This is a genomic window from Aeromonas sp. MdU4, from assembly GCF_041929505.1.
GTDB lineage: Bacteria > Pseudomonadota > Gammaproteobacteria > Enterobacterales > Aeromonadaceae > Aeromonas.
On sequence record NZ_JBHFMW010000013.1, the window covers coordinates 119,525 to 139,946 of the forward strand.

16 protein-coding genes and 1 pseudogene are annotated in these 20,422 nt (G+C 57.5%); 12 read left to right on the forward strand and 5 right to left on the reverse strand.

Annotation, left to right across the window (positions count from 1 at the left end; genetic code table 11):
* Window positions 1–33: 33 nt before the first annotated feature.
* The gene (locus tag ACE1BR_RS07390; protein ID WP_374868973.1) at window positions 34–258 is read right to left on the reverse strand and encodes a hypothetical protein; all 225 of its coding nucleotides are present in this window, start codon (window positions 256–258) and stop codon (window positions 34–36) included.
* A gap of 309 nt (window positions 259–567) precedes the next feature.
* Between ACE1BR_RS07390 and pykF the strand changes: the two genes are divergently transcribed.
* The 6 genes and pseudogenes from pykF (at window position 568) to ACE1BR_RS07420 (ending at window position 9,267) form a co-directional block, all read left to right on the forward strand.
* The gene (gene pykF, locus ACE1BR_RS07395; RefSeq protein ID WP_033135208.1) at window positions 568–1,980 is read left to right on the forward strand and encodes a pyruvate kinase PykF; all 1,413 of its coding nucleotides are present in this window, start codon (window positions 568–570) and stop codon (window positions 1,978–1,980) included.
* Window positions 1,981–2,128: 148 nt separating this feature from the next.
* Window positions 2,129–5,458, forward strand: a complete 3,330-nt coding sequence (mscK, locus tag ACE1BR_RS07400; protein ID WP_374868976.1) for a mechanosensitive channel MscK — start codon at window positions 2,129–2,131, stop codon at window positions 5,456–5,458.
* Window positions 5,459–6,185: 727 nt separating this feature from the next.
* The gene (locus ACE1BR_RS07405) at window positions 6,186–6,590 is read left to right on the forward strand and encodes a hypothetical protein (protein ID WP_374868978.1); all 405 of its coding nucleotides are present in this window, start codon (window positions 6,186–6,188) and stop codon (window positions 6,588–6,590) included.
* Between the two features lie 40 nt (window positions 6,591–6,630).
* Window positions 6,631–8,664 (forward strand): M13 family metallopeptidase, encoded by a 2,034-nt coding sequence (locus tag ACE1BR_RS07410; RefSeq protein WP_374869079.1) that lies wholly within the window; start codon window positions 6,631–6,633, stop codon window positions 8,662–8,664.
* A gap of 384 nt (window positions 8,665–9,048) precedes the next feature.
* A pseudogene (locus ACE1BR_RS07415) lies at window positions 9,049–9,158 on the forward strand (GGDEF domain-containing protein); the annotation flags it as partial.
* Window positions 9,106–9,267: a hypothetical protein gene (locus ACE1BR_RS07420; protein ID WP_374869083.1), complete on the forward strand. Its 162-nt coding sequence runs from the start codon at window positions 9,106–9,108 to the stop codon at window positions 9,265–9,267. The pseudogene ACE1BR_RS07415 and the gene ACE1BR_RS07420, both read left to right, overlap by 53 nt.
* Before the next feature lie 99 nt (window positions 9,268–9,366).
* Here ACE1BR_RS07420 and crr read toward each other — a convergent pair whose 3' ends face one another.
* The 4 genes from crr to cysK all read right to left on the reverse strand — a co-directional run bounded on the left by crr (window position 9,367) and on the right by cysK (window position 13,357).
* On the reverse strand, window positions 9,367–9,876 hold the full coding sequence (gene crr / locus ACE1BR_RS07425) for a PTS glucose transporter subunit IIA (RefSeq protein ID WP_042061931.1): 510 nt from the start codon (window positions 9,874–9,876) through the stop codon (window positions 9,367–9,369).
* A 42-nt stretch (window positions 9,877–9,918) separates the two neighbouring features.
* Window positions 9,919–11,646: a phosphoenolpyruvate-protein phosphotransferase PtsI gene (gene ptsI, locus ACE1BR_RS07430; protein ID WP_374868980.1), complete on the reverse strand. Its 1,728-nt coding sequence runs from the start codon at window positions 11,644–11,646 to the stop codon at window positions 9,919–9,921.
* 44 nt (window positions 11,647–11,690) lie between these two features.
* Entirely contained in the window at window positions 11,691–11,948 is a 258-nt protein-coding gene (locus ACE1BR_RS07435; RefSeq protein WP_005338266.1) for an HPr family phosphocarrier protein, read from the reverse strand.
* A gap of 440 nt (window positions 11,949–12,388) precedes the next feature.
* Complete coding sequence (gene cysK, locus ACE1BR_RS07440) at window positions 12,389–13,357, reverse strand: cysteine synthase A (RefSeq protein ID WP_374868982.1); 969 nt, start codon at window positions 13,355–13,357, stop codon at window positions 12,389–12,391.
* A gap of 159 nt (window positions 13,358–13,516) precedes the next feature.
* Here cysK and ACE1BR_RS07445 point away from each other — a divergent pair, with 159 nt between their 5' ends.
* The 6 genes from ACE1BR_RS07445 to exeC all read left to right on the forward strand — a co-directional run bounded on the left by ACE1BR_RS07445 (window position 13,517) and on the right by exeC (window position 20,421).
* A complete protein-coding gene (locus ACE1BR_RS07445; RefSeq protein WP_374868984.1) occupies window positions 13,517–14,359 on the forward strand; it encodes an AAA family ATPase in 843 nt (280 codons plus the stop codon).
* Window positions 14,360–14,362: 3 nt separating this feature from the next.
* The gene (locus tag ACE1BR_RS07450; RefSeq protein WP_374868986.1) at window positions 14,363–15,526 is read left to right on the forward strand and encodes a VWA domain-containing protein; all 1,164 of its coding nucleotides are present in this window, start codon (window positions 14,363–14,365) and stop codon (window positions 15,524–15,526) included.
* Window positions 15,527–15,580: 54 nt separating this feature from the next.
* Window positions 15,581–16,702, forward strand: a complete 1,122-nt coding sequence (locus ACE1BR_RS07455; RefSeq protein ID WP_374868988.1) for a beta-ketoacyl-ACP synthase III — start codon at window positions 15,581–15,583, stop codon at window positions 16,700–16,702.
* Between the two features lie 395 nt (window positions 16,703–17,097).
* Window positions 17,098–18,666: an ExeA family protein gene (locus ACE1BR_RS07460; RefSeq protein WP_374868990.1), complete on the forward strand. Its 1,569-nt coding sequence runs from the start codon at window positions 17,098–17,100 to the stop codon at window positions 18,664–18,666.
* Entirely contained in the window at window positions 18,666–19,358 is a 693-nt protein-coding gene (gene exeB, locus ACE1BR_RS07465; RefSeq protein WP_374868992.1) for a GspB family T2SS assembly factor variant ExeB, read from the forward strand. Before ACE1BR_RS07460 ends, exeB begins: the two co-directional genes overlap by 1 nt.
* Before the next feature lie 217 nt (window positions 19,359–19,575).
* Entirely contained in the window at window positions 19,576–20,421 is an 846-nt protein-coding gene (gene exeC / locus ACE1BR_RS07470) for a GspC family type II secretion system variant ExeC (RefSeq protein WP_374869081.1), read from the forward strand.
* The last annotated feature ends 1 nt before the right edge of the window (window position 20,422 follow it).

Here is a 20,422-nt window from a genome sequence, read left to right on the forward strand (position 1 = left end):
CTTGGTTAACGGTGTGGAGCGGGTAGCCGAACGTCACCTTCCAAGAACAACAAGCTGCGTTGCGGCGCGATGAGCCTGCCATTCGTGCCACATCAGCCACTCGACGTCCACGCCGGTCACCATGGGGTAGGAGGGTAAGGATGAGGCTGCAAGCCTGCGCGGATTTTCCGGCCAGCAGTCGCCAGGCAACATCTGCAGCAACAGCAGAGTCGTGCCCAACAGGAACAGTATCCATCCGGTTACAAGGTGGTTTTTCATCCAGAACGCACTTCACAAGCTGGCTAATGAGCTAACATTTTTGCGCAAGCTGGTGACAAGACGATGACAGGTCGCGGGTGGTCATTTTACAACATCTGCACCTGATTCAGGCCAAACTGGCACAGATGGCAACATTTGTATCCCATCAACCCGACCCTTTGGAGGAATAGCCCAAAATGCGACTCACAGGAAAACGTTATCCCTGAAAAGAAAACGTTATCTGGTCAAAACGTTGTTTCTGGATCATAAAAAGTTTCCAAAAACTGGTGTATATTGCTCGGCGGAAATTCCTTAACCATGAAGATTGACATGAAAAAGACCAAAATTGTCTGCACCATCGGTCCGAAGACCGAATCCAAAGAAATGCTGGCCAAAATGCTGGACGCCGGCATGAACGTCATGCGCCTGAACTTCTCCCACGGTGACTATGCCGAGCACGGCAGCCGTATCAGCAACCTGCGCGCTGTCATGGCCGAAACCGGCAAGCACGCAGCCATCCTGCTGGACACCAAGGGTCCGGAAATTCGCACCATGAAGCTGGAAGGCGGCAACGACGTCGCGCTGGTCGCTGGCCAGACTTTCACCTTCACTACCGACCAGACCGTGGTTGGCAACAAAGACAAAGTGGCTGTGACCTATGCCGGTTTCGCCAACGACCTGCGCGTCGGCAACCGCATCCTGGTTGACGACGGCCTGATCGGTCTGGACGTTATCGAAATCACCGAGCGCGAAGTTGTTTGTAAAGTACTGAACAACGGCGATCTGGGCGAGAACAAAGGCGTTAACCTGCCGGGCGTTTCCATCAAGCTGCCGGCCCTGGCCGAGAAAGACAAACGCGACCTGATCTTCGGTTGCGAGCAAGGCGTTGATTTCGTTGCTGCTTCTTTCATCCGTAAGAAAGAAGACGTACTGGAAATCCGTGAGCACCTGAAAGCCCACGGTGGCGAGAACATCCAGATCATCTCCAAGATCGAAAACCAGGAAGGCCTGGACAACTTCGACGAGATCCTGGCTGTTTCCGACGGCATCATGGTTGCTCGTGGCGACATGGGTGTAGAAATTCCGGTTGAAGAAGTTATCTTCGCCCAGAAGATGATCATCACCAAGTGCAACAAAGCGCGCAAAGTGGTTATCACTGCTACCCAGATGCTGGATTCCATGATCAAGAACCCGCGTCCGACCCGCGCCGAAGCTGGCGACGTGGCCAACGCCATCCTGGACGGTACCGACGCAGTCATGCTGTCTGGTGAATCCGCCAAGGGTAAGTACCCGCTGGAAGCCGTGACCATCATGGCCACCATCTGCGAGCGTACCGATGCCGTTATGCCGTCCAACCTGTCTGCTGCCAACGACAGCAACAAGCTGCGCATCACCGAAGCGGTATGTAAAGGCGCGGTTGAGACCTCCGAGAAGCTGGATGCCCCGCTGATCGTGGTTGCTACCGAAGGCGGCAAGTCTGCCAAGGCCATTCGCAAGTACTTCCCGAAAGCTTGGATCCTGGCCATCACCACCAACAAGAAAACTGCAGCCCAACTGGTTCTGACCAAGGGTGTAGTTGCTCACGTGGTTGACAGCATCGCCTCTACCGACGATTTCTATCGCATCGGTAAAGAAGCCGCGCTGGAAATCGGCATGGGCCTGAAAGGTGACGTCGTTGTCATGGTCTCCGGTGCTCTGGTACCGAGCGGTACCACCAACACTGCTTCTGTCCACGTATTGTAATCAGTCCTGGAACAGTGAAAACGGCGCCTGCGGGCGCCGTTTTTTTTATCCCTCCCCCCTGCTTACCAACCGGGCCGGTGTTAGAATCCCCGCGGATTTAATCCAGGTGGGAAATCTCCCAATCACCGCGTAATAACCCGGAAGTTATATGCAATCAACACCCTTCAAGAGAGCCTCGGCCATCCTGTTGCCGCTGCTCTGTTTAATCGCCAGCCTCTGTGCCCCACCGGCCATGGCACAGGATGTCCCCTCCCGCGCTGCGGTTCAGCGCGCACTGGACAATCTGGGCAAGTCTGAGGCCCTGACCGTTAGCCAGCAGGCTGACCAGAAGTTGCTGACCGAAACCCTCTCCCTGCTCGACAACATCGACAAGGAAGAGGCAAAAGCCAAAGCCCAGGCCCTGCGGATCCGCAATCTGCCAAGCGAGCTGCGGGATATCAGTGCCAAGCTCGATGCCTTGACCCAGAGCAAGAGCCCGGAGCAGATCAAGAGCGAATACGCCAGCATGAGTCTGGCCGAGCTCGATAGCCGTCAGCCTGAAGTGCTGGCCAATATGCAGGCGGCCCAAGAGGCCCTCGGCACCATCGGCAGTCAGCTCACCAACCTGCAAACCCTGCCGGAGCGGGCCCAGACCAGCATGAGCCGCGCCTACCAGCGTAGCCAGGAGATCCGCAGTCGCCTCAACTCTGGCGAAGGGGTCAGCAGTGCCGAGAAGATGAAGCTCAACACCGAGCTGGCGTTGCTGGAACTGCAACTGGCACACCTGCAAAAGGAGCTGGATAACCGTACCAGCATGCAGGATCTGGCGGTCAAGCAGCGTGACTATCAGAGCGCCCGCCTCACCAGTGAAGAGCAGAAGCTGCAGTTGCTGCAAGCGCAAAGCAGCGCCAAGCGCCTCGGTGATACCGAGAAAACCGCCGAGCAGACCGGTGAACTGGTGGCGACCGAAGATAGCCCGCTGGTGCAGAAAGAGCAGGAGCTCAACCACCAGCTCAGCCAGCAGCTCATCAGCGCGACCACCAGCCTCAACTCGCTGGTACAGAAAAACCTGCAAGCCAAGAGCTGGCTGGAGCGCGGTACCCAGACCGAGCGCAACCTCAACGAACAGGTGCAGATGCTCAAGGGCAACCTGCTGTTGTCGCGCATTCTCTATCAGCTCTACCAACAGCTGGAAGCGGCACCGACCATCGCCGTCAAGAATCTGGAAGAGCAGATCGCCGATCTCCATCTGGCCCAGTTTGAACTGAGCCAGCAACGTGACCTGCTGTTCCAGAAGAACCTCTATCTGGACAACCTGATTGCCGGCAGCAAGGATCCGGTCAGCGAAGAGGACAAGGCCAACCTTGCCAAACTGCTCGACACCCGCATCAATCTGCTCGATCAGCTCAACCGTCAGCTCGACAGCCAGCTGACCAATGCCATCAGTCTGCAGCTGACCCAGCAGCAGCTGGCGCGGATCTACGCCTCCATCGAGTTCACCCTGCAACAACACATCTTCTGGGTCAGCAGCAACAAGCCGATCGACATGAAGTGGTTTATCAGCTGGCCAGCCCAGGCTTACAAGCAAGCCTCCGACTGGGTGCTGAAGCCGGACTGGAAACGCTGGCGTGAAGAGTTGCTGGGGATCTCCCTGCTCGCCTTCCCGCTGCTGCTGATCGGCGGCCTGCTGGTATGGAAACGCCCGACTCTGGTCGAGCGCGAGAAGAAGATCGCCAAGGACTTGGGGCGCTTTCGCCAGGACAGCCAGTGGCACACCCCGCGCGCCCTGCTCTATACCGTGCTGCAGCGCCTGCCGGGCAGTATGTTTATTCTGGCTGGCGGCCTGCTGCTCACCTACTGCGGTCTGCTCAGCCCCAAGCTGACCTTCCAGATCACCCTCAACCTTGCCCTCGGCTATCTGGTGTTCAGCGTCTACCTGAGCGTGATGCGCCCGGGCGGCATTGCCGAATCCCACTTCCGCATCCCGCGTGCCGAGCTGCAGGCCAAACGCAACAGCATGCGCTACCTGTGGCTGCCGTTGCTGCCGCTGATCATGCTCGCGACCAAGGCGGTGGTAGAGCCCTCCACCCTCGGCAACGACGTGATCGGGCAAGCCCTCACCCTGAGCATGCTGGGGCTGGCCGCTTATCTGGTGTTCCCCATCTCCCGCGCCCGCATCAAGGGCGAGGCGAGCATGCAGAAGTCGCTGATCGCCATCGCCCTGGCGCTGGCACCAATCGCACTGATCGTGCTGGCGGTGCTCGGCTACTACTACACCGCGCTCAAGCTGACCGGTCGCCTGATCGAATCCTTCTACCTCATCATCATCTGGAGCCTGGTCTATCGCACCGCCCTGCGTGGTCTGGAGCTGGCCGCCCGTCGTCTGGCTTACCGCCGCGCCGTCGCCAAGCGTGAACACAAGTCTCAAGAAGATGCGGAAGGGGGTGAATCCATCGAAGAGCAGCCCATGGATCTGGAAGATGTCAGCCAGCAATCCCTGCGTCTGACCCGCACCGTGCTGCTGCTGATCTTCGGTGTCGCCTTCTACTGGCTCTGGTCAGATCTGGTGGCGGTATTCTCCTACCTCGACAGCATGGTGCTGTGGCACCGCAGTGAAGGCACCGGCGCCAACGCCGTGCTGTTCCCGATCAGCCTGAGCGACGTGCTGATCGGCTTCCTGCTGCTCGGTGGCGCCTGGTCGCTGGCGCGCAACCTGCCGGGCTTGCTGGAGGTGCTGGTGCTCTCCAAGCTGAATCTGGCTCAGGGCACCGCCTACGCCATCACCACCATGCTCAACTACGTGCTGATCGGCGTGGGAACCCTGACCGCCCTCTCCATGATGGGCGTACAGTGGGACAAACTGCAGTGGGTTGCGGGTGGTCTGTCAGTCGGTATCGGTTTCGGTATGAAGGAGATCCTCTCCAACTTCGTCTCCGGTATCATCATCCTGTTCGAGCGTCCGGTGCGGATCGGTGACACCGTCACCATCGGCTCCTTCTCCGGTACCGTCTCGCGGATCCGCATTCGCGCCACCACCCTGACCGACTTCGATCGCAAAGAGGTGATCATCCCCAACCAGCAGTTGATGACCGAACGACTGATCAACTGGTCGCTCAGTGACACCGTGACCCGGGTGATCGTGCGGGTGGGGGTTGCTTACGGCTCCGATCTGGAGCTGACCCGCACCCTGCTCAAACAGGCTGCCGACGAAAACAGCCGGGTGCTGAAAGACCCGTCGCCCATCGTCTACTTCCTCACCTTTGGTGCCAGCACTCTGGATCACGAACTGCGCTTCTTCGTGAGCGAACTGGGGGATCGCAACCCGGCGGTGGACGAGTTGAACCGCAAGATCGATCAGCTGTTCCGCGAGAACGGTATCGAGATCGCCTTCAACCAGATGGATGTCTACATCAAAAACATGCAGGGCGAAGAGCAGAAGGTGGAGTCCAACTCCGCCTCGCTGCCGCCGCCCGCGGAAGATGGCAAGCAGTCGGTCTGATTGCCAACTGCAAATAGCCAGATGACAAAAGCCGCTCACCCAGGTGAGCGGCTTTTTTATATGCGTTTATGGCAACAGGTGCGGAGTTAAATAATCAGATTAACGATTCGAGGTCGTTGTTTCGGTATATTTACCCCATGACAACATCAAAGAGGTGACTCTTTCATATTTGATGTTCACCGGCTGACCGCGATTTCAGCTGCACTCAGTACCACCAGCAAGCAAGCGTGACGCCATCCAGGGAAAATATGCTGATTGGCTTGTTATTTTATAAACCAAACACTTTACATATTGAGTGGCATTCAAGCCGGATATTTACTATTCATTACGGCTGACAGGTTATTTTGCACCCTATCAGGCCTCTTCCGCCCAGAGAAGAGAGAGCCGCTGATGGGTCACTCTGTCAACCTGGCCACCACCATGGTTGGCCGCAGTGCTGCGTCTCCTCCTGAACGCCGATAAAATATAAATACAAATAAAAGTTTAAAAACAATAAGTTGAACACAAAAACCCGCCATCAGCCGGGTTAACCGTGGGCAGCGTTCATATCCTCCCCCTTACAACCCCACGACCGGCATGGCTCGTGGGCTTTTATAACTTTTTTTAATTTTATTTGAGTTCTCTCTTTCTCCAGACCATTGCAAAGTGGCGCCCTTCCGTCGTCTGACCCGTTATTCAGGCTGCCACATTTATGTTTGTACATTGTATAACTGCAAGGATCCGAGAAATGAAATATCCCTTGATGGTAATGGGATTGGCCAGCTGTCTGGCATTGACTGGCTGCCAGAATATGGACACCAAGAAGGTATTGATAGGTGCTGCCGCACTGGGGGCCATCGGTGCCACCGGATATTACGCAGGCAAAAAGCACAGCGATAATAAACATGAGCATGCGGGTGACGATAACAGTAACAACGCATCACATATTACCACCAGCAAAATGCCCCGTTACTGTACGGGTGAAGCGGCCAGGAAATTCCATGTCTCACCGCGCGATATCACCACCGAATCAACGGAAGAGAGCGGCAACAAGTACAAGGTTTATGGCCAGTACGAAACCGACGATGATGACTTCGCCTTTACCTGCACCTTCAACCACGATGGCCACTTCCTCTCGGTCGCTCGCATCTGATTAACCTGCTGGCCCTCACCCCAGATACAGGATCCACATGATGAAATCACAACGCTGCATCGTCGCTAGCCTCATCGCCTTGACACTCTCTGGCCTCGCCAGCGAGGCCGAAGCAACCGTCCGTCCGCACTCCGGAGTGGATCTGGCCAGCATGGATACCCGGGTCAATGTGGCAGATGATCTGTTTCGCCATGTTAACGGCACCTGGCTCGCCAAGACACCGATCCCGGGCGACATGCCCGAGCAAACCATCAGTAATCTGCTGGCAGAGAAGTCGCTGGCGGATCGTAAAACCTTGCTGGAGGTTCTGCTCAAGAGCCCGCAGCAAACCGGCACACCCGAGCAGCAGATCGCCGATCTCTATGCCAGTTTCCTTGACCAGGCAGGACGAGATGCCAAAGGGCTCACCCCCATCCAGCCGCTACGCGACGAGATCATGGCTATCCATGACCCTCGCTCACTGGCCAGCTACTTTGCCCGTGTCAGCCAGCTGGGCGGGGGCGCCCCTTTTGTCATCGAGATTGGGTCCGACAAAAAATTCCCCGATAGCTACGCCATCTATCTGCAACAGTCCGGTCTCGGTCTGCCGGATCGGGACTACTACCTGAAAAGCGATGCCGCCAGCCTGGCGCTGCGGGCCAAATACGAGCAGTTTATTGCCGCCCTGCTGAGCCATGCAGGCGTGCAGGGGGCGGCGGAACAGGCTCATCGCATTCTGGTGCTGGAGACCCGGCTTGCCAATGCCCAGTGGGACCGAGTCAAACTGCGGGATGACAACCTTACCTACAACAAGCTGCCGTTCGCTCGCCTAACCCGGTTGCTGCCGGCTCTGGATTGGCAAAGCTATCTGGCAGAGGCCGGTATCGCCGGCGAGACGAATATCATCGTCAACGAGCCGGACTATCTGGAAAAACTGGGCGCAATCATGCAGGAGACCAGCCTGGCCGATTGGCAATCCTACTGCCTGTTCCACCTGCTACAAGCCTATGCCCCCTATCTGGATAGCCAGAGCAGCGATCTGCACTTCGCCTTCTACGGCACCACACTCAGTGGCGTTCCCCAACAACGGGCAAGCTGGAAGCGCGCATTGGAGGTACTGGATAGCTATCTGGGGCAGGCGGTAGGCAAACTCTACGTGGAGCACTACTTCCCGGCAGCAGCCAAAACCCGTATGGCGAGCATGGTAAGCAATCTGATCGCGGCCTATCGCCTGGAGATCGGCGAACTCGACTGGATGTCATCACCCACCAAACAGCAGGCGCTGGAGAAACTGGCCAAAGTACGGGTCAAGATCGGCTATCCGGACAAGTGGCAGGATTACAGCGATATCGACATCCATCCCGATGATCTGGTCGGCAATGCCCAGCGGGCCGCCACCGTACGCTACAACGAGCACCTTGCCCGACTCCATCAACCGGTCGATCGGGAGGAGTGGTTCGACAATCCGCAGACGGTGAACGCCTACTACAACCCGAACAACAACGAGATCGTCTTCCCGGCGGCCATCCTGCAACCACCCTACTTCGATCTGCAGGCGGATGATGCGGTCAACTATGGTGCCATCGGTGCCGTCATCGGCCATGAGTTGAGCCATGGATTTGATGATCAAGGGGCCAAATTCGATGGCAACGGCGCCCTGCACAACTGGTGGGCTCCGGCAGATCTCAAGGAGTTCACCGCCAGAGCACAAAAACTGGTGCAGCAGTACAACCGTTTCGAGCCGCTCAAGGGGCAGCATGTCAATGGTCAACTGACCCTTGGCGAAAACATTGGCGACCTCGGCGGGCTGACCATTGCTCACAAGGCCTATCAGCTCGCCCTGGGCAACCGGCGGACATCGGTCCTGGACGGTTTTACCGCAGAGCAGCGCTTCTTTATCGGCTGGGCGCAGGTGTGGAAAGGGAAATACCGTCCCGAGCTGACCGCTATCCTGCTCAAGACCGATCCTCACTCACCACTGGAGTACCGGGTCAACGGTGTGGTTGCCAACATGCCAGCGTTCTATCAAGCCTTTGCCATCAAGCCAGGAGACAAACTCTACCTACCACCTTCCGAGCGTGTGAAGATTTGGTGAGCACCAGCAGGGGCCCTAGCCTGAAAAGCTCCAGCAGATGGATCTCCTCCACCTGAGCTGAAGATGACCGACACAGGGAGTGTCAGTTTTTTGCCCTGTCTGGATTTTCCCGACCCACATGTGCCTGACCATGTGGGTTTTTTTGATCCTTTTGCGCCGCCCGCTCCCCTACCCCGTGCTTTCATCCGCCACGATAGCAGCCCTCGGCACCGCTATTTCCCGCCCTGACCACTACCTGAAAAAGCGGCGTCTGAAGCGCTAACCCCGGCTTACCACCACACAGGTCTGCCCTATGATAAAACGTGCAAAAGAGGCAAGATTGAACCGATTTCCCCATAAACGTCCGAGAGCTGCAGCAGATCCGGTTTCGCTCCTTTGCCGCTCAACCGACGCAGAGCCCGGCAACAGTTGCAGGCTCTGTTGTTTCGGTGATGCAAGGGAATGTCGACCATTTCAAACAGGTTCACGACCGCTGCGGCCAACCTGCGGGGAATGTCCGTCGCCCACACCATGGCGGGGGATGAGAATCTGGATATGGCCATGCAGGCCCTCTATCAAGCCTGGGTGCTGGGGCGTCATCGGGTTGTCATCTCGTCAAAATAGCGTGATGAGCAGAAGGATAAGCCGACTCGCGACCATAAAAAAACCGAAGCGCAAGGCTTCGGTTTTTTACTGCAGCAGCTGGCGTGAGCCAGCCGGGCATTACTTCTTGATGCGGATAACCGGGGTCTCGCCCACAGTCACGGCACCAGTCATTTTGATCAACTCTTTGATCTCGTCCATGTTGGAGATGACAACCGGAGTCAGGGTAGACTTGGCTTTCGCTTCCAGAACGGCCAGATCGAACTCGATGATGGTGTCGCCGCGCTTGACCTGTTGACCTTCCTGAGCGATACGGGTGAAGCCTTCGCCTTTCAGTTCAACGGTGTCGATACCGAAGTGAACGAACAGCTCGATACCAGAGTCAGATTCCAGAGAGAACGCGTGGTTGGTCTCGAAAATCTTGCCGATGGTACCATCGCACGGAGCAACCATCTTGTTGCCAGCCGGCTTGATGGCAATACCGTCACCTACGATCTTCTCGGCGAAGACAACGTCAGGCACATCTTCGATCGGCACGATTTCGCCAGACAGCGGAGCAAAGATTTCGATGCCGCCGGTGTCAGAGCTATCGTCGGAAACCAGTTTCTTCAGTTTGTCGAACAGACCCATATAAAGCTCCTAGAGATGATTTGTCGCTGTTTGCAGCCGATCTTAGCAGACTGCTTTCTGCTTAATAAAGTTATCTACGCACGCTTCGATTTCAGCTGCAGTGGCAAAGCTCAGCGCTTGATCTGCCATTGCCTTCACATCTTCGAAGTTGGTGTTGCGGATAAGCTTCTTGATACGCGGTACAGAGATGGCGCTCATGGAGAACTCATCCAGACCCATACCCAGCAGCAGCAGGGTGGCACGCTCGTCACCAGCCAGTTCACCACACATACCGGTCCACTTGCCTTCGGCATGGGATGCATCGATAACCATCTTGATCAAGGTCAGGACGGAGGGTGACAGCGGGTTGTACATGGCGGAGATCATCTCGTTACCGCGATCGACTGCCAGGGTGTACTGGGTCAGGTCGTTGGTACCGATACTGAAGAAATCCACTTCCTTGGCCAGATGATGAGCCATCACGGCAGCGGCCGGGGTCTCGATCATGATACCCACTTCGATGGATTCATCAAAGGCTTTGCCTTCGGCACGCAGTTCGGCCTTCAGCGTCTCTACGGTAGCCTTCAGGCTACGGAACTCTTCGACGGAGATGATCATCGGGAACATGATGCGCAGTTTGCCAAAGGCAGAAGCGCGCAGAATGGCCCGCAGCTGAGCGTGCATGATGTCTTCGCGGTCGAAGAAAATACGCACGGCACGCCAGCCCAGGAAAGGGTTCATCTCTTTCGGGAAATTCATGTACGGCAGCTCTTTGTCGCCGCCAATGTCCATGGTCCGCACGATGATCGGCTGATCCGGCATCGCTTCGGCCACTTCTTTGTAGGCTTTGAACTGCTCGTCTTCGGTCGGCAGCGCGTCACGGTCCATAAACAGGAACTCGGTACGGTACAGACCCACGCCTTCGGCGCCATTGCGGATGGCACCTTCGGTATCCTTGACGGTACCGATGTTGGCGCACACTTCGACCTGATGACCATCCAGAGTGATGGCAGGCAGATCTTTCAGTTTGGCCAGCTCATCTTTCTCGGCCTGGAACTGAGCCTGGAACTTCTTGGCTTCGTTCAGCTGTTCGGCAGTCGGATTGATGATGATCTGGTTGTTGATCGCATCCAGAACCAGCACGTCACCGTTCTTGACGCGCTCGGTGATGTCATTGGTGCCCACGATGGCTGGCAGCTCCAAGGAGCGGGCCATGATGGAGGTGTGAGAGGTACGGCCACCGATATCGGTAACAAAACCCAGCACATATTTCAGGTTAATCTGGGCAGTTTCAGACGGAGTCAGGTCTTTGGCAACCAGAATAACTTCTTCGTCGATGGTGCTCAGGTTAACAACGGCAATGCCCAGCACGTTCTTCACCAGACGGGTTCCGATGTCACGGAAGTCGGTGGCGCGCTCACGCAGATACGGGTCATCCAGCTCGGCCATCATCTTGGCGTACTGTTCGATCACCTCATAAATGGCTTTGTCGGCGGAAGCCTTGTTATCTTTGATGAAGGATCTGATATCCCCTTCCAGCTCCTCATCTTCGAGCAGCATGATGTGGCCTTCGAAGATGGCCTCTTTTTCCTCACCGAAGGTGCGACCGGCCATCTCTTTGATGGCTTCCAGCTGAGCAGCTGACTTGGTGCGAGCTTCGAGGAAACGGTTGATCTCGGCATCAATCTGGTCAGCAGAGATTTTGCCCTGATTGATAACGATTTCATCTTCTTTAAGAAGAAGCGCCTTACCGAATGCGATACCGGGGGACGCAAGAATGCCAGATATCATAATCCTTCCTATTAAAACGACTGTGGGTGAGGAGTAAAGCTGGATTACTCCAGCTCGTCCATCAGGGCAACCAGCTTCTCAACAGCTTGCTGAGCATCCGGACCATCAGCTTGGATAGTCACATTGGTACCCTTGGTCAGACCCAGAGTTTGCAGCTTGAACAGGCTCTTGGCGCTGGCAGACTTGCCACCGGAGACCACAGTGATCTCGCTTTGGAATTCTTTGGCTTCTTTTACGAACTGAGCTGCCGGACGGGTGTGCAGGCCGTTTTCAGCAGTAATAACAACAGACTTCTCGTACATGGTTTCACCCCATATTATTGATATTTTTTGGTGGATTGGTCGGTTTTGAAGCGCCCTGACCCACCGTGTCAGTATGGATATGTTGTAAAGTAACGAAAGCAGACCCGCAATGGTTTAATCCAGGTCAAGTTTCTGTGCAGTAATCGGCGTGTTGGTTGGCAATTTTCAGTTATTGGGCTACAAGCCGCATCAGGACTGGCCTGAAATTATTTTATAACGAAAAATAACACTTTGTTACTTTATGATACCTAGCCAGCAAACACCGCGTGACGCCGCACAGGATATGAGATTTACAGCGGAATGTCTGCTTTTTTTCTCACTCCGGAACTTGTTATTTTACCCCAAAAAATAAGGAACAAGTGACTCTGGCAGGGGTTGAGTCTAGCCCATAAAGAAGCGGCGCTCCTGAGAGCGCCGCTGTTTTGACAGGATCCGATCACCTACTGCTGCAATTCCTGCTCGCTGAACACCCCGGCAAACAGAGCGCTGGAGAGGTAGCGCTCCGCCGCACTCGGCAGGATGACGACAATCGTTTTTCCTTCGAATTCGGGCAGTTCTGCCAGACGGCTGGCAGCCACCACGGCAGCACCGGAGCTGATACCGGCCAGGATCCCCTCCTCCTCCATCAGGCGGCGGGCCATCTCAATGGCTTCGTCACTGGTCACCTGCTCCACCCGATCGATCAGGGAGAGATCCAGGTTGCCCGGAATAAAGCCGGCACCGATGCCCTGGATCTTGTGGGGGCCCGGTTTGATCTCTTCACCAGCCAGCTTCTGGCTGATGACCGGCGACTCGGCAGGCTCGACCGCGACAGAGACCACCGCCTTGCCTTGAGTCTGCTTCAGATAACGGGAGACACCGGTAATGGTACCGCCGGTACCGACCCCGGCCACGAACACATCCACCTCACCGTCAGTGGCATCCCAGATCTCGGGGCCAGTGGTCTTTTCGTGGATCTCCGGGTTGGCCGGGTTTTCAAACTGTTGCAGCAACACATACTTGCCCGGCTCGGACTCGAGGATCTCGTTGGCCTTGGCAATCGCCCCCTTCATACCGAGCGGTCCTTCAGTCAACACCAGATTGGCGCCGAGCGCCTTGAGCAGCTTGCGGCGCTCCAGGCTCATGGTGGCGGGCATAGTGAGGGTAATGGGATAGCCGCGAGCAGCTGCGACAAACGCCAGAGCAATACCCGTGTTGCCGCTGGTGGGCTCAATGATCTCCTTGCCTTTGCCAAGAATGCCGCGCTTCTCGGCATCCCAGATCAGGTTGGCGCCGATCCGGCACTTGACGCTGAAGCTGGGGTTACGGCTCTCGATCTTGGCCAGCACACGGCCTTTGGTAACACGGTTGAGACGAACCAGCGGGGTGTGACCTATGGTCTGGCTGTTGTCCTCAAAAATTTTGCTCATGGTGCTATCCCTGTGTTTGTTACGACGATGAAACAAGATTACCCTGTGGTTTCTGAATGAGAAGTGACGATTCGTTATAACCATATGGTATTACAACATATAGAACTTATTCTTTCCGGCCCCAGATAGCGGGCGCCTCTCGTCAAAGGAACCGACGTTATGGGATTTTCAGGAAGTAGCCACTACCTCGCCTCCGATGCATTGAGGATGGCGGTCAATGCCGCCATCACCCTCGAAAAACCGCTGCTCATAAAAGGTGAACCCGGCACCGGCAAGACGGTGCTGGCGGAAGCGGTGGCCGAGCATCTCGGCACCGATCTCATCGCCTGGCATATTAAATCCACCACCAAAGCCCAGCAGGGACTCTACGAATATGATGCGGTAGCCCGGCTGCGCGACTCCCAGCTTGGCGACCCCAGAGTGGCCGATATCAACCACTACATTCGCCAGGGCAAGCTGTGGCAGGCTTTCAGCGCCGAACAGCGGCCGGTGCTGCTGATCGACGAGATCGACAAGGCCGACATCGAATTCCCCAACGATCTGCTGCTGGAGCTGGATCGGATGGAGTTCGACGTCTACGAGACCGGCGAGCGAGTCAAGGCGCGCCAACGGCCGGTGGTCATCATCACCTCCAACAACGAGAAAGAGCTGCCGGACGCCTTCCTGCGCCGCTGCTTCTTTCACTACATCCGCTTCCCCGATAAGGCCGAGATGCAGGCCATCGTCAAACTCCACTACCCCGACCTCAAGGAGAGCCTCCTTGGCGAGGCGATGGATCTCTTCTTCGAGCTGCGCGAAGTAGAAGGGCTGCGCAAGAAGCCCTCCACCTCGGAGCTGCTGGACTGGATCCGCCTGCTACTGGCCGACGATATCGCCCCCGAGGCGATGCGTGCCCGCGAGCCGGGCAAGCTGGTGCCCGCGTTATATGGCGCCCTGCTCAAGACCGAGCAGGATCTGCATCTCTTTGAGAAGCTCGCCTTTTTGGCCCGGCGCGGCAACTAACCCATGCTGATCGACTTTTTTACCCACCTGCGCCGCCACAAACTCCCGTGCAGCCTGCGCGAGCTGCTGGACTTGCATGCCGCGCTGGCCGCCCGGCTGGTCACTGTCGATATGGACGAGTTCTACCAGCTCTCCCGCTGCCTGCTGGTAAAAGACGAGGCCCACTACGATCGCTTCGATCGCGCCTTCGCCGAGTACTACGAGGGGCTGGAAGCTATACCCCTGCTGCCGGAAAGCCTGCCCGAGGAGTGGCTACGCAAAGAGTTCGAACGGCTGTTGAGCGCCGAGGAGAAGGCGTTGCTCAAATCCCTCGGCGGACTCGACAAGCTGCTGGAGACCCTCAACCAGCGGCTGAATGAGCAGAAAGAGCGCCACGCTGGCGGCAACAAGTGGGTGGGAACCGGTGGCAGCAGCCCGTTTGGCCACGGTGGTTTTCACCCCGATGGCGTCCGCATGGGTGGAGAGGGGCAGCACGGCAAGGCGGCCAAGGTGTGGGAGGCCAGACATTATCGCAACTTCAGCGACGACTCGCCGCTCGGCCAGCGCGCTATCCAGCTGGCACTGCGCAAGCTCAGACGCTGGGTGCGCAAAGGCAATCCCGACGAACTGGATCTCGACGACACCATAAAAAGCTCTGCCCGGCAGGGGTGGCTCGATGTGAAGCTGCGGCCCGAGCGCCACAACGGGGTGAAGCTATTGGTCTTTTTCGATGTGGGGGGCTCCATGGATGCCCACGTGGCCGAGGTGCAGCGTCTCTTCTCCGCTCTGCGCCATGAGTTCAAGCATCTGGAGTACTTCTATTTTCACAACTGCCTCTACGACTTCGTCTGGAAGGACAACAACCGCCGTGCCGAAGAGCGGTTCGATACTCTGCGCCTGCTGCGCACCTACGGCAGCGATTACCGGGTGATCCTGGTGGGGGATGCCACCATGGGGCCCTATGAGATCACCTGGCCGGGCGGCAGCGTCGAATATTGGAACGAGGAGTCTGGTCAGGTGTGGCTGACCCGCCTGCAGCAGCACTTTCCCAAACTGGTGTGGATCAACCCCACCCCGCGCAGGGAGTGGCTCTGGCACCCCTCCATCAAGCTGATGAATGACGTGGTTGGCGGGCGGATGCATCCGCTGACTCTGGCGGGTCTCGCTGCGGCGATCGACCAGCTGTAACCCTCTCTCCCCTATAAACCGACAAGCCGGGAACGCACCCGGCGAGGAGCAAAGATGACCTCTATCGTGATCAGTGGCTCAGGCCTCTATACCCCACCCTTTGCCGTCAGCAATGAAGCGCTGGTGGCCGCCTTCAACCAGTATGTGGATCTCTACAACGAGGAGAACGCCTCCGCCATCGACGCCGGTCAGCTCCCCGCCAAACAGCATTCGAGTTGCGACTTCATCAAGAAGGCCTCCGGCATCAAGAGCCGCTATCTGGTGAGCAAGGAGGGGGTACTCAACCCCGATATCATGCAGCCGCTGCTGGCAGAGCGACCCGATGACAAGCCCTCCATCATGGTGGAGATGGCGGTAGCTGCCGCCGAACAGGCGCTGATCGCCGCTGGCCGCGAGCCGGGGGAGATCGATTTGGTGATCGTCGCCGCGTCCAACATGCCGCGCCCCTACCCGGCGCTCGCCATCGAGCTGCAGCACTATCTGGGGGCGAGCGGCATGGCCTTTGACATGAACGTGGCCTGTTCCTCCGCCACCTTCGGCATCAAGACGGCAGCAGACATGCTGGCAGCAGGCACCGCCAGAGTGGCGCTGGTGGTCAACCCGGAGATCTGCTCGGGCCACCTCAATTTCCGCGATCGGGATAGCCACTTTATCTTCGGCGATGCCTGCACCGCGGTGCTGCTGGAGCGGGAGGCCGATTGCAAGGTGGCCAATCCGTGGCAACTGGTGGCCAGCAAGCTGGTGACCCAGTACTCCAACAATATCCGCAACAACTTCGGCTTTTTGAACAGGCTGAGCCCGCGTACCCGCTATAGCGACGACAAGCTGTTTCGCCAGCAAGGGCGCAAGGTGTTCAAGGAGGTGCTGCCGCTGGTGTGCGACCAGATCGCCAACCAGCTTGATGAACAGGGCTGGGCCGCCGAGAGTCTAAGCCGACTCTGGCTCCACCAGGCCAACCTCACCATGAACCAGTTCATCGGCCGCAAGCTGCTGGGCCACGATGCCAGCCAGCAGGAGGCGCCAGTCATTCTCGACAGCTATGGCAATACCAGCTCGGCGGGATCCATTATTGCGTTCCACCTCTACAATCGCGACCTTCCGGCAGGGGCCCGCGGCGTGCTCTGCTCGTTTGGTGCAGGCTACTCTATCGGTTCGCTACTGCTGCTTCGCCGATAGAAATGAGGGGGGGATTAACGCGTCATGACCACTGGGCTATCGTCGCTTGTGTCAGCATCTTGACAATCCTCCCTTTACTGCACATCACTCGCTGCACATCCGTGGAACGCCATGTTGCAACCCGGAAAAAGGGGCTCGTAAAGAACCGACAAAAAATCTGCGGATAGAGACAACGCTTGGTTTGCCCCCCTAAACAAGTCATTGATAAAAAACTTATTTTTTATCAATTGCAGTTTTTTTGACAAAAATACACTGCAAACAGAACCCAGATCACATCACGACCCTAAATTCGCGCCGTATTGCAGCCAAAACCAATGATAACTTCCAATGAAAGCGAGGTTTGCTATCATCCGGAGACATTTTTCATCTGTTGCCGGCTACAAAAGAATACCCTCATGTACACACAGTTCTTCGGCCTCTCGGAACACCCGTTTTCCATCTCGCCCAATCCCAAATATCTCTATATGAGCGAGCGCCACGGCGAAGCCCTTGCTCACCTCAACTACGGATTACAGGATGGCGGTGGCTTTGTCTTGCTGACCGGCGAAGTGGGCACCGGTAAAACCACCGTCTCCCGTTGCCTGCTGCAACAACTGCCAGCCGAGACCGAGATAGCCTATATCCTTAATCCTTCTTTGACCGAGCGTGATCTGCTGGCAGCCATTTGCGACGAGTTTCAACTCCCCTACCCCGATGATGCAGGGCTCAAGCAGCTGTTCGACCTGATCCGCGATCACCTGCTGGCCAATCTGGCGGCAGGAAAACGCAGCGTGGTGCTGGTGGATGAGGCGCAGCACCTGCTGCCCGGGGTACTGGAGCAGCTGCGTCTGCTCACCAACCTGGAAACGGATGAAAGAAAATTGCTGCAAGTGGTGCTGATCGGCCAGCCCGAGCTGCAGCAGATGCTGCGCCAGCCCCTGCTGCGCCAACTGGCCCAACGCATTACCGCCCGCTACCACCTGCTGCCACTCTCCCACAGCGACGTGGATGCTTACGTCCGCTTCCGCCTGCAGGTCGCCGGATGCGTACAACCCATCTTCACCCCGAGCGCCATCAAGACGCTGCATCGCCTGAGCGGCGGCATCCCTCGCCTTATCAACCTCATCTGCGATCGCGCCCTGATCGCCGCCTTTGCCCGTGGCAGCTACAAGGTGGTCCACGGTGACATCAGCCAATCAGCGTTGGAAATCACTGGCGTGCGTGACGAGGGAAGCTGGCTCTCTGGCCTGACGGTCGCGCTGGCCGGCACATTGCTGGTCGCGGCGGGCTGGTGGGGCTGGCAACTCTTTGGGGTCTTCCCCACCCGCCCGGTGGTCAAAGTCGAGGTGCCAGTCACCGTCGATGAAACCACCGAGCAGCAGGAGCAGCTCACCGAAGCGATCAATCAGGCACTCGACCCCGATGGTGCGATGCAGAATCTCTACCGGGTCTGGGGCTACGAACCCGAGTTGTTCGATGCCACCTGCGACAATGCTCCCCGTGCCGGTCTGCGCTGTCAGGAGGGGGAAGCGAGCCTCGACGAGCTGCGCAATCTGCAGCACCCGGCCATGATCACCCTGAATGACGAGACCGGCGGCCTCTATTACGCCACGCTGGTCACCCTCGGCCCCAAGCAGGCGCGCCTGATGATTGGCAACCAGAGCTGGCAAGTGGATCGCCAGTGGCTCAGCGACAACTGGGGAGGGAGCTACACCCTGCTCTGGCGCATGCCCAAGGGAGGAGTCACTCTCATTGGCAGCAATGCGGGGCAGACCCAGGTGCAATGGCTTGATAACGCCCTGAGCCGGGCGCTGCAACAGCCGGAGCGCAAGGTGCGTCGCTTCGATGCCGAACTCAAAAACAAGCTGCAGCAGTTCCAGCGGGATCAGGGGCTCACCCCGGATGGCATCGCAGGCAGCAATACCCTGCTGCGTCTCAATGCCCTCTCCGGTGAACCCATGCCCAAACTGGAGGAGGCCTCCTGATGTCTACCCTGCTCAAGGCGCTGCGCCGCGCGCAGCAACCGCAACTCAGCGCACATATTCCCGCCATGGGGCTGCCCATCCCACGGGAGGAGGAGCGCAGCTCTCGCCGCATCGGCTGGCTGCTGGCCCCCCTTGCCCTGCTGCTGGGAGCTGGCGCCAACTATGGCTGGCATCTCATCCACTTGCGTCCCCTTGAAGAGAAGGTGGAAGTAAAGGAGGTGATCACTCCTCCTTTCGTACGAGTAGAGCCCAAAGCAATGGTGACTCGCCCGCTACCACCGCCGCTACCTGAGCCGGTGGTGCAACCCAAAGCGGTGGCCAGAAACGATGCGGCCAACCAGGGAAATACCTCGTCTCTGAGCCTGGCCGAACAGCTGATGAAAGCGCTCAATGAAACCCCGTTGCAGGAGACGCCAAATGCAACCAGCCAGAGCGTGCAACCGGCCCAGTTGATGGCACTGGAGGCGGCCCCGCAGTCAGTGCGTCAGCAAGTGCCGCAGCTCAGCTATGGCTCCCACGTATTCTCCTCCAATCCGGCCAAGCGGGCAGTGGTGCTCAATGGTCGCGAATACCGGGAGGGCAACGAAATTGCGCCGGGGGTACGCCTCGCCACCATTGATCAGCAGTACATAGTGCTGCAGGTCGGAGGCCAAAGCGTCACCCTCAAGGCGCTGCAAGATTGGCGTGGTTAAACATGGTATCTACCCGCAAACCGGCAGCCCCCCTTACCGGAGTGCCACTTTTATGAGCATTCAATGGCTTGCGGTGTGATGAAATATCCATTTTTGAGGATTGGCGGGCCCGGACCCGTTGTGTCACGGCAAACAGCCGTACACAATACGCAGCCGCCCCAGAGCCTGGAATTTGTTGATTAATATGACACTACGATTCAGGGATGACATTTTGACCATGCTGCTGGCCCAGTGCCGGCGGCTTCCCATGACCAGAGTCGCTCAGGTGGTCTTTCTGGTGCTGTTGCTGATGCTGGCACAGCAAAGTGCCTCTCTCACCTGGCGTCTGCTCACCCTGGCCACGCCGCAAACCAGTCAGCCGTGGCAACCCTCGGTGGTTGCGGGCATGGGCCAGAGTACCCCGCGTCTCGAACTGGGTGAGGTCAGTCGGCTGGCCCTGTTTGGCAAAGCGATCCCCAAGGCACAAGCCAAAGCCGCAGCTATCGCCGCCAATGCCCCACGCACCCAGCTCAATGCCCAGCTCAATGGGGTATTGGCCAGCTCAGATCCGGCCAAATCCATCGCCATCATCGCCATGTCGGGGATCCAGAACTCTTATGGCGTAGGGGATCTGATCGACGGTACTCAGGCGCGGATCCGTCAGGTCTATCCCGACCGGGTGATCATTGAGCGCGATGGTCGTGACGAAACCCTGATGCTGGACGGCGAGGAGTATGGCAAGCCGCTGCCACCAACTGGCAGCAGCGCCCCTCTCGGCGTCGGTGCACTGCGCACCGAGTTGATGAGCGATCCCGGCAAGATCACCGATTACCTCAATATTTCACCAGTTCAGGTTGATGGTCGCATAGCCGGTTATCGCCTCAATCCGGGCAGCAATCCGGCGTTTTTCAACCAGAGCGGGCTGCAGGCCAATGACCTGGCCCTCAGCATCAACGGGCTGGATTTACGAGATAGCGTGCAAGCCATGCAGGCGATGCAGCAGCTGGCGGGCGCAACGGAAATGACCGTGACCGTCGAGCGACAGGGCGAACAGTTCGACGTCTATGTGCGCTTGTCAGAATAAT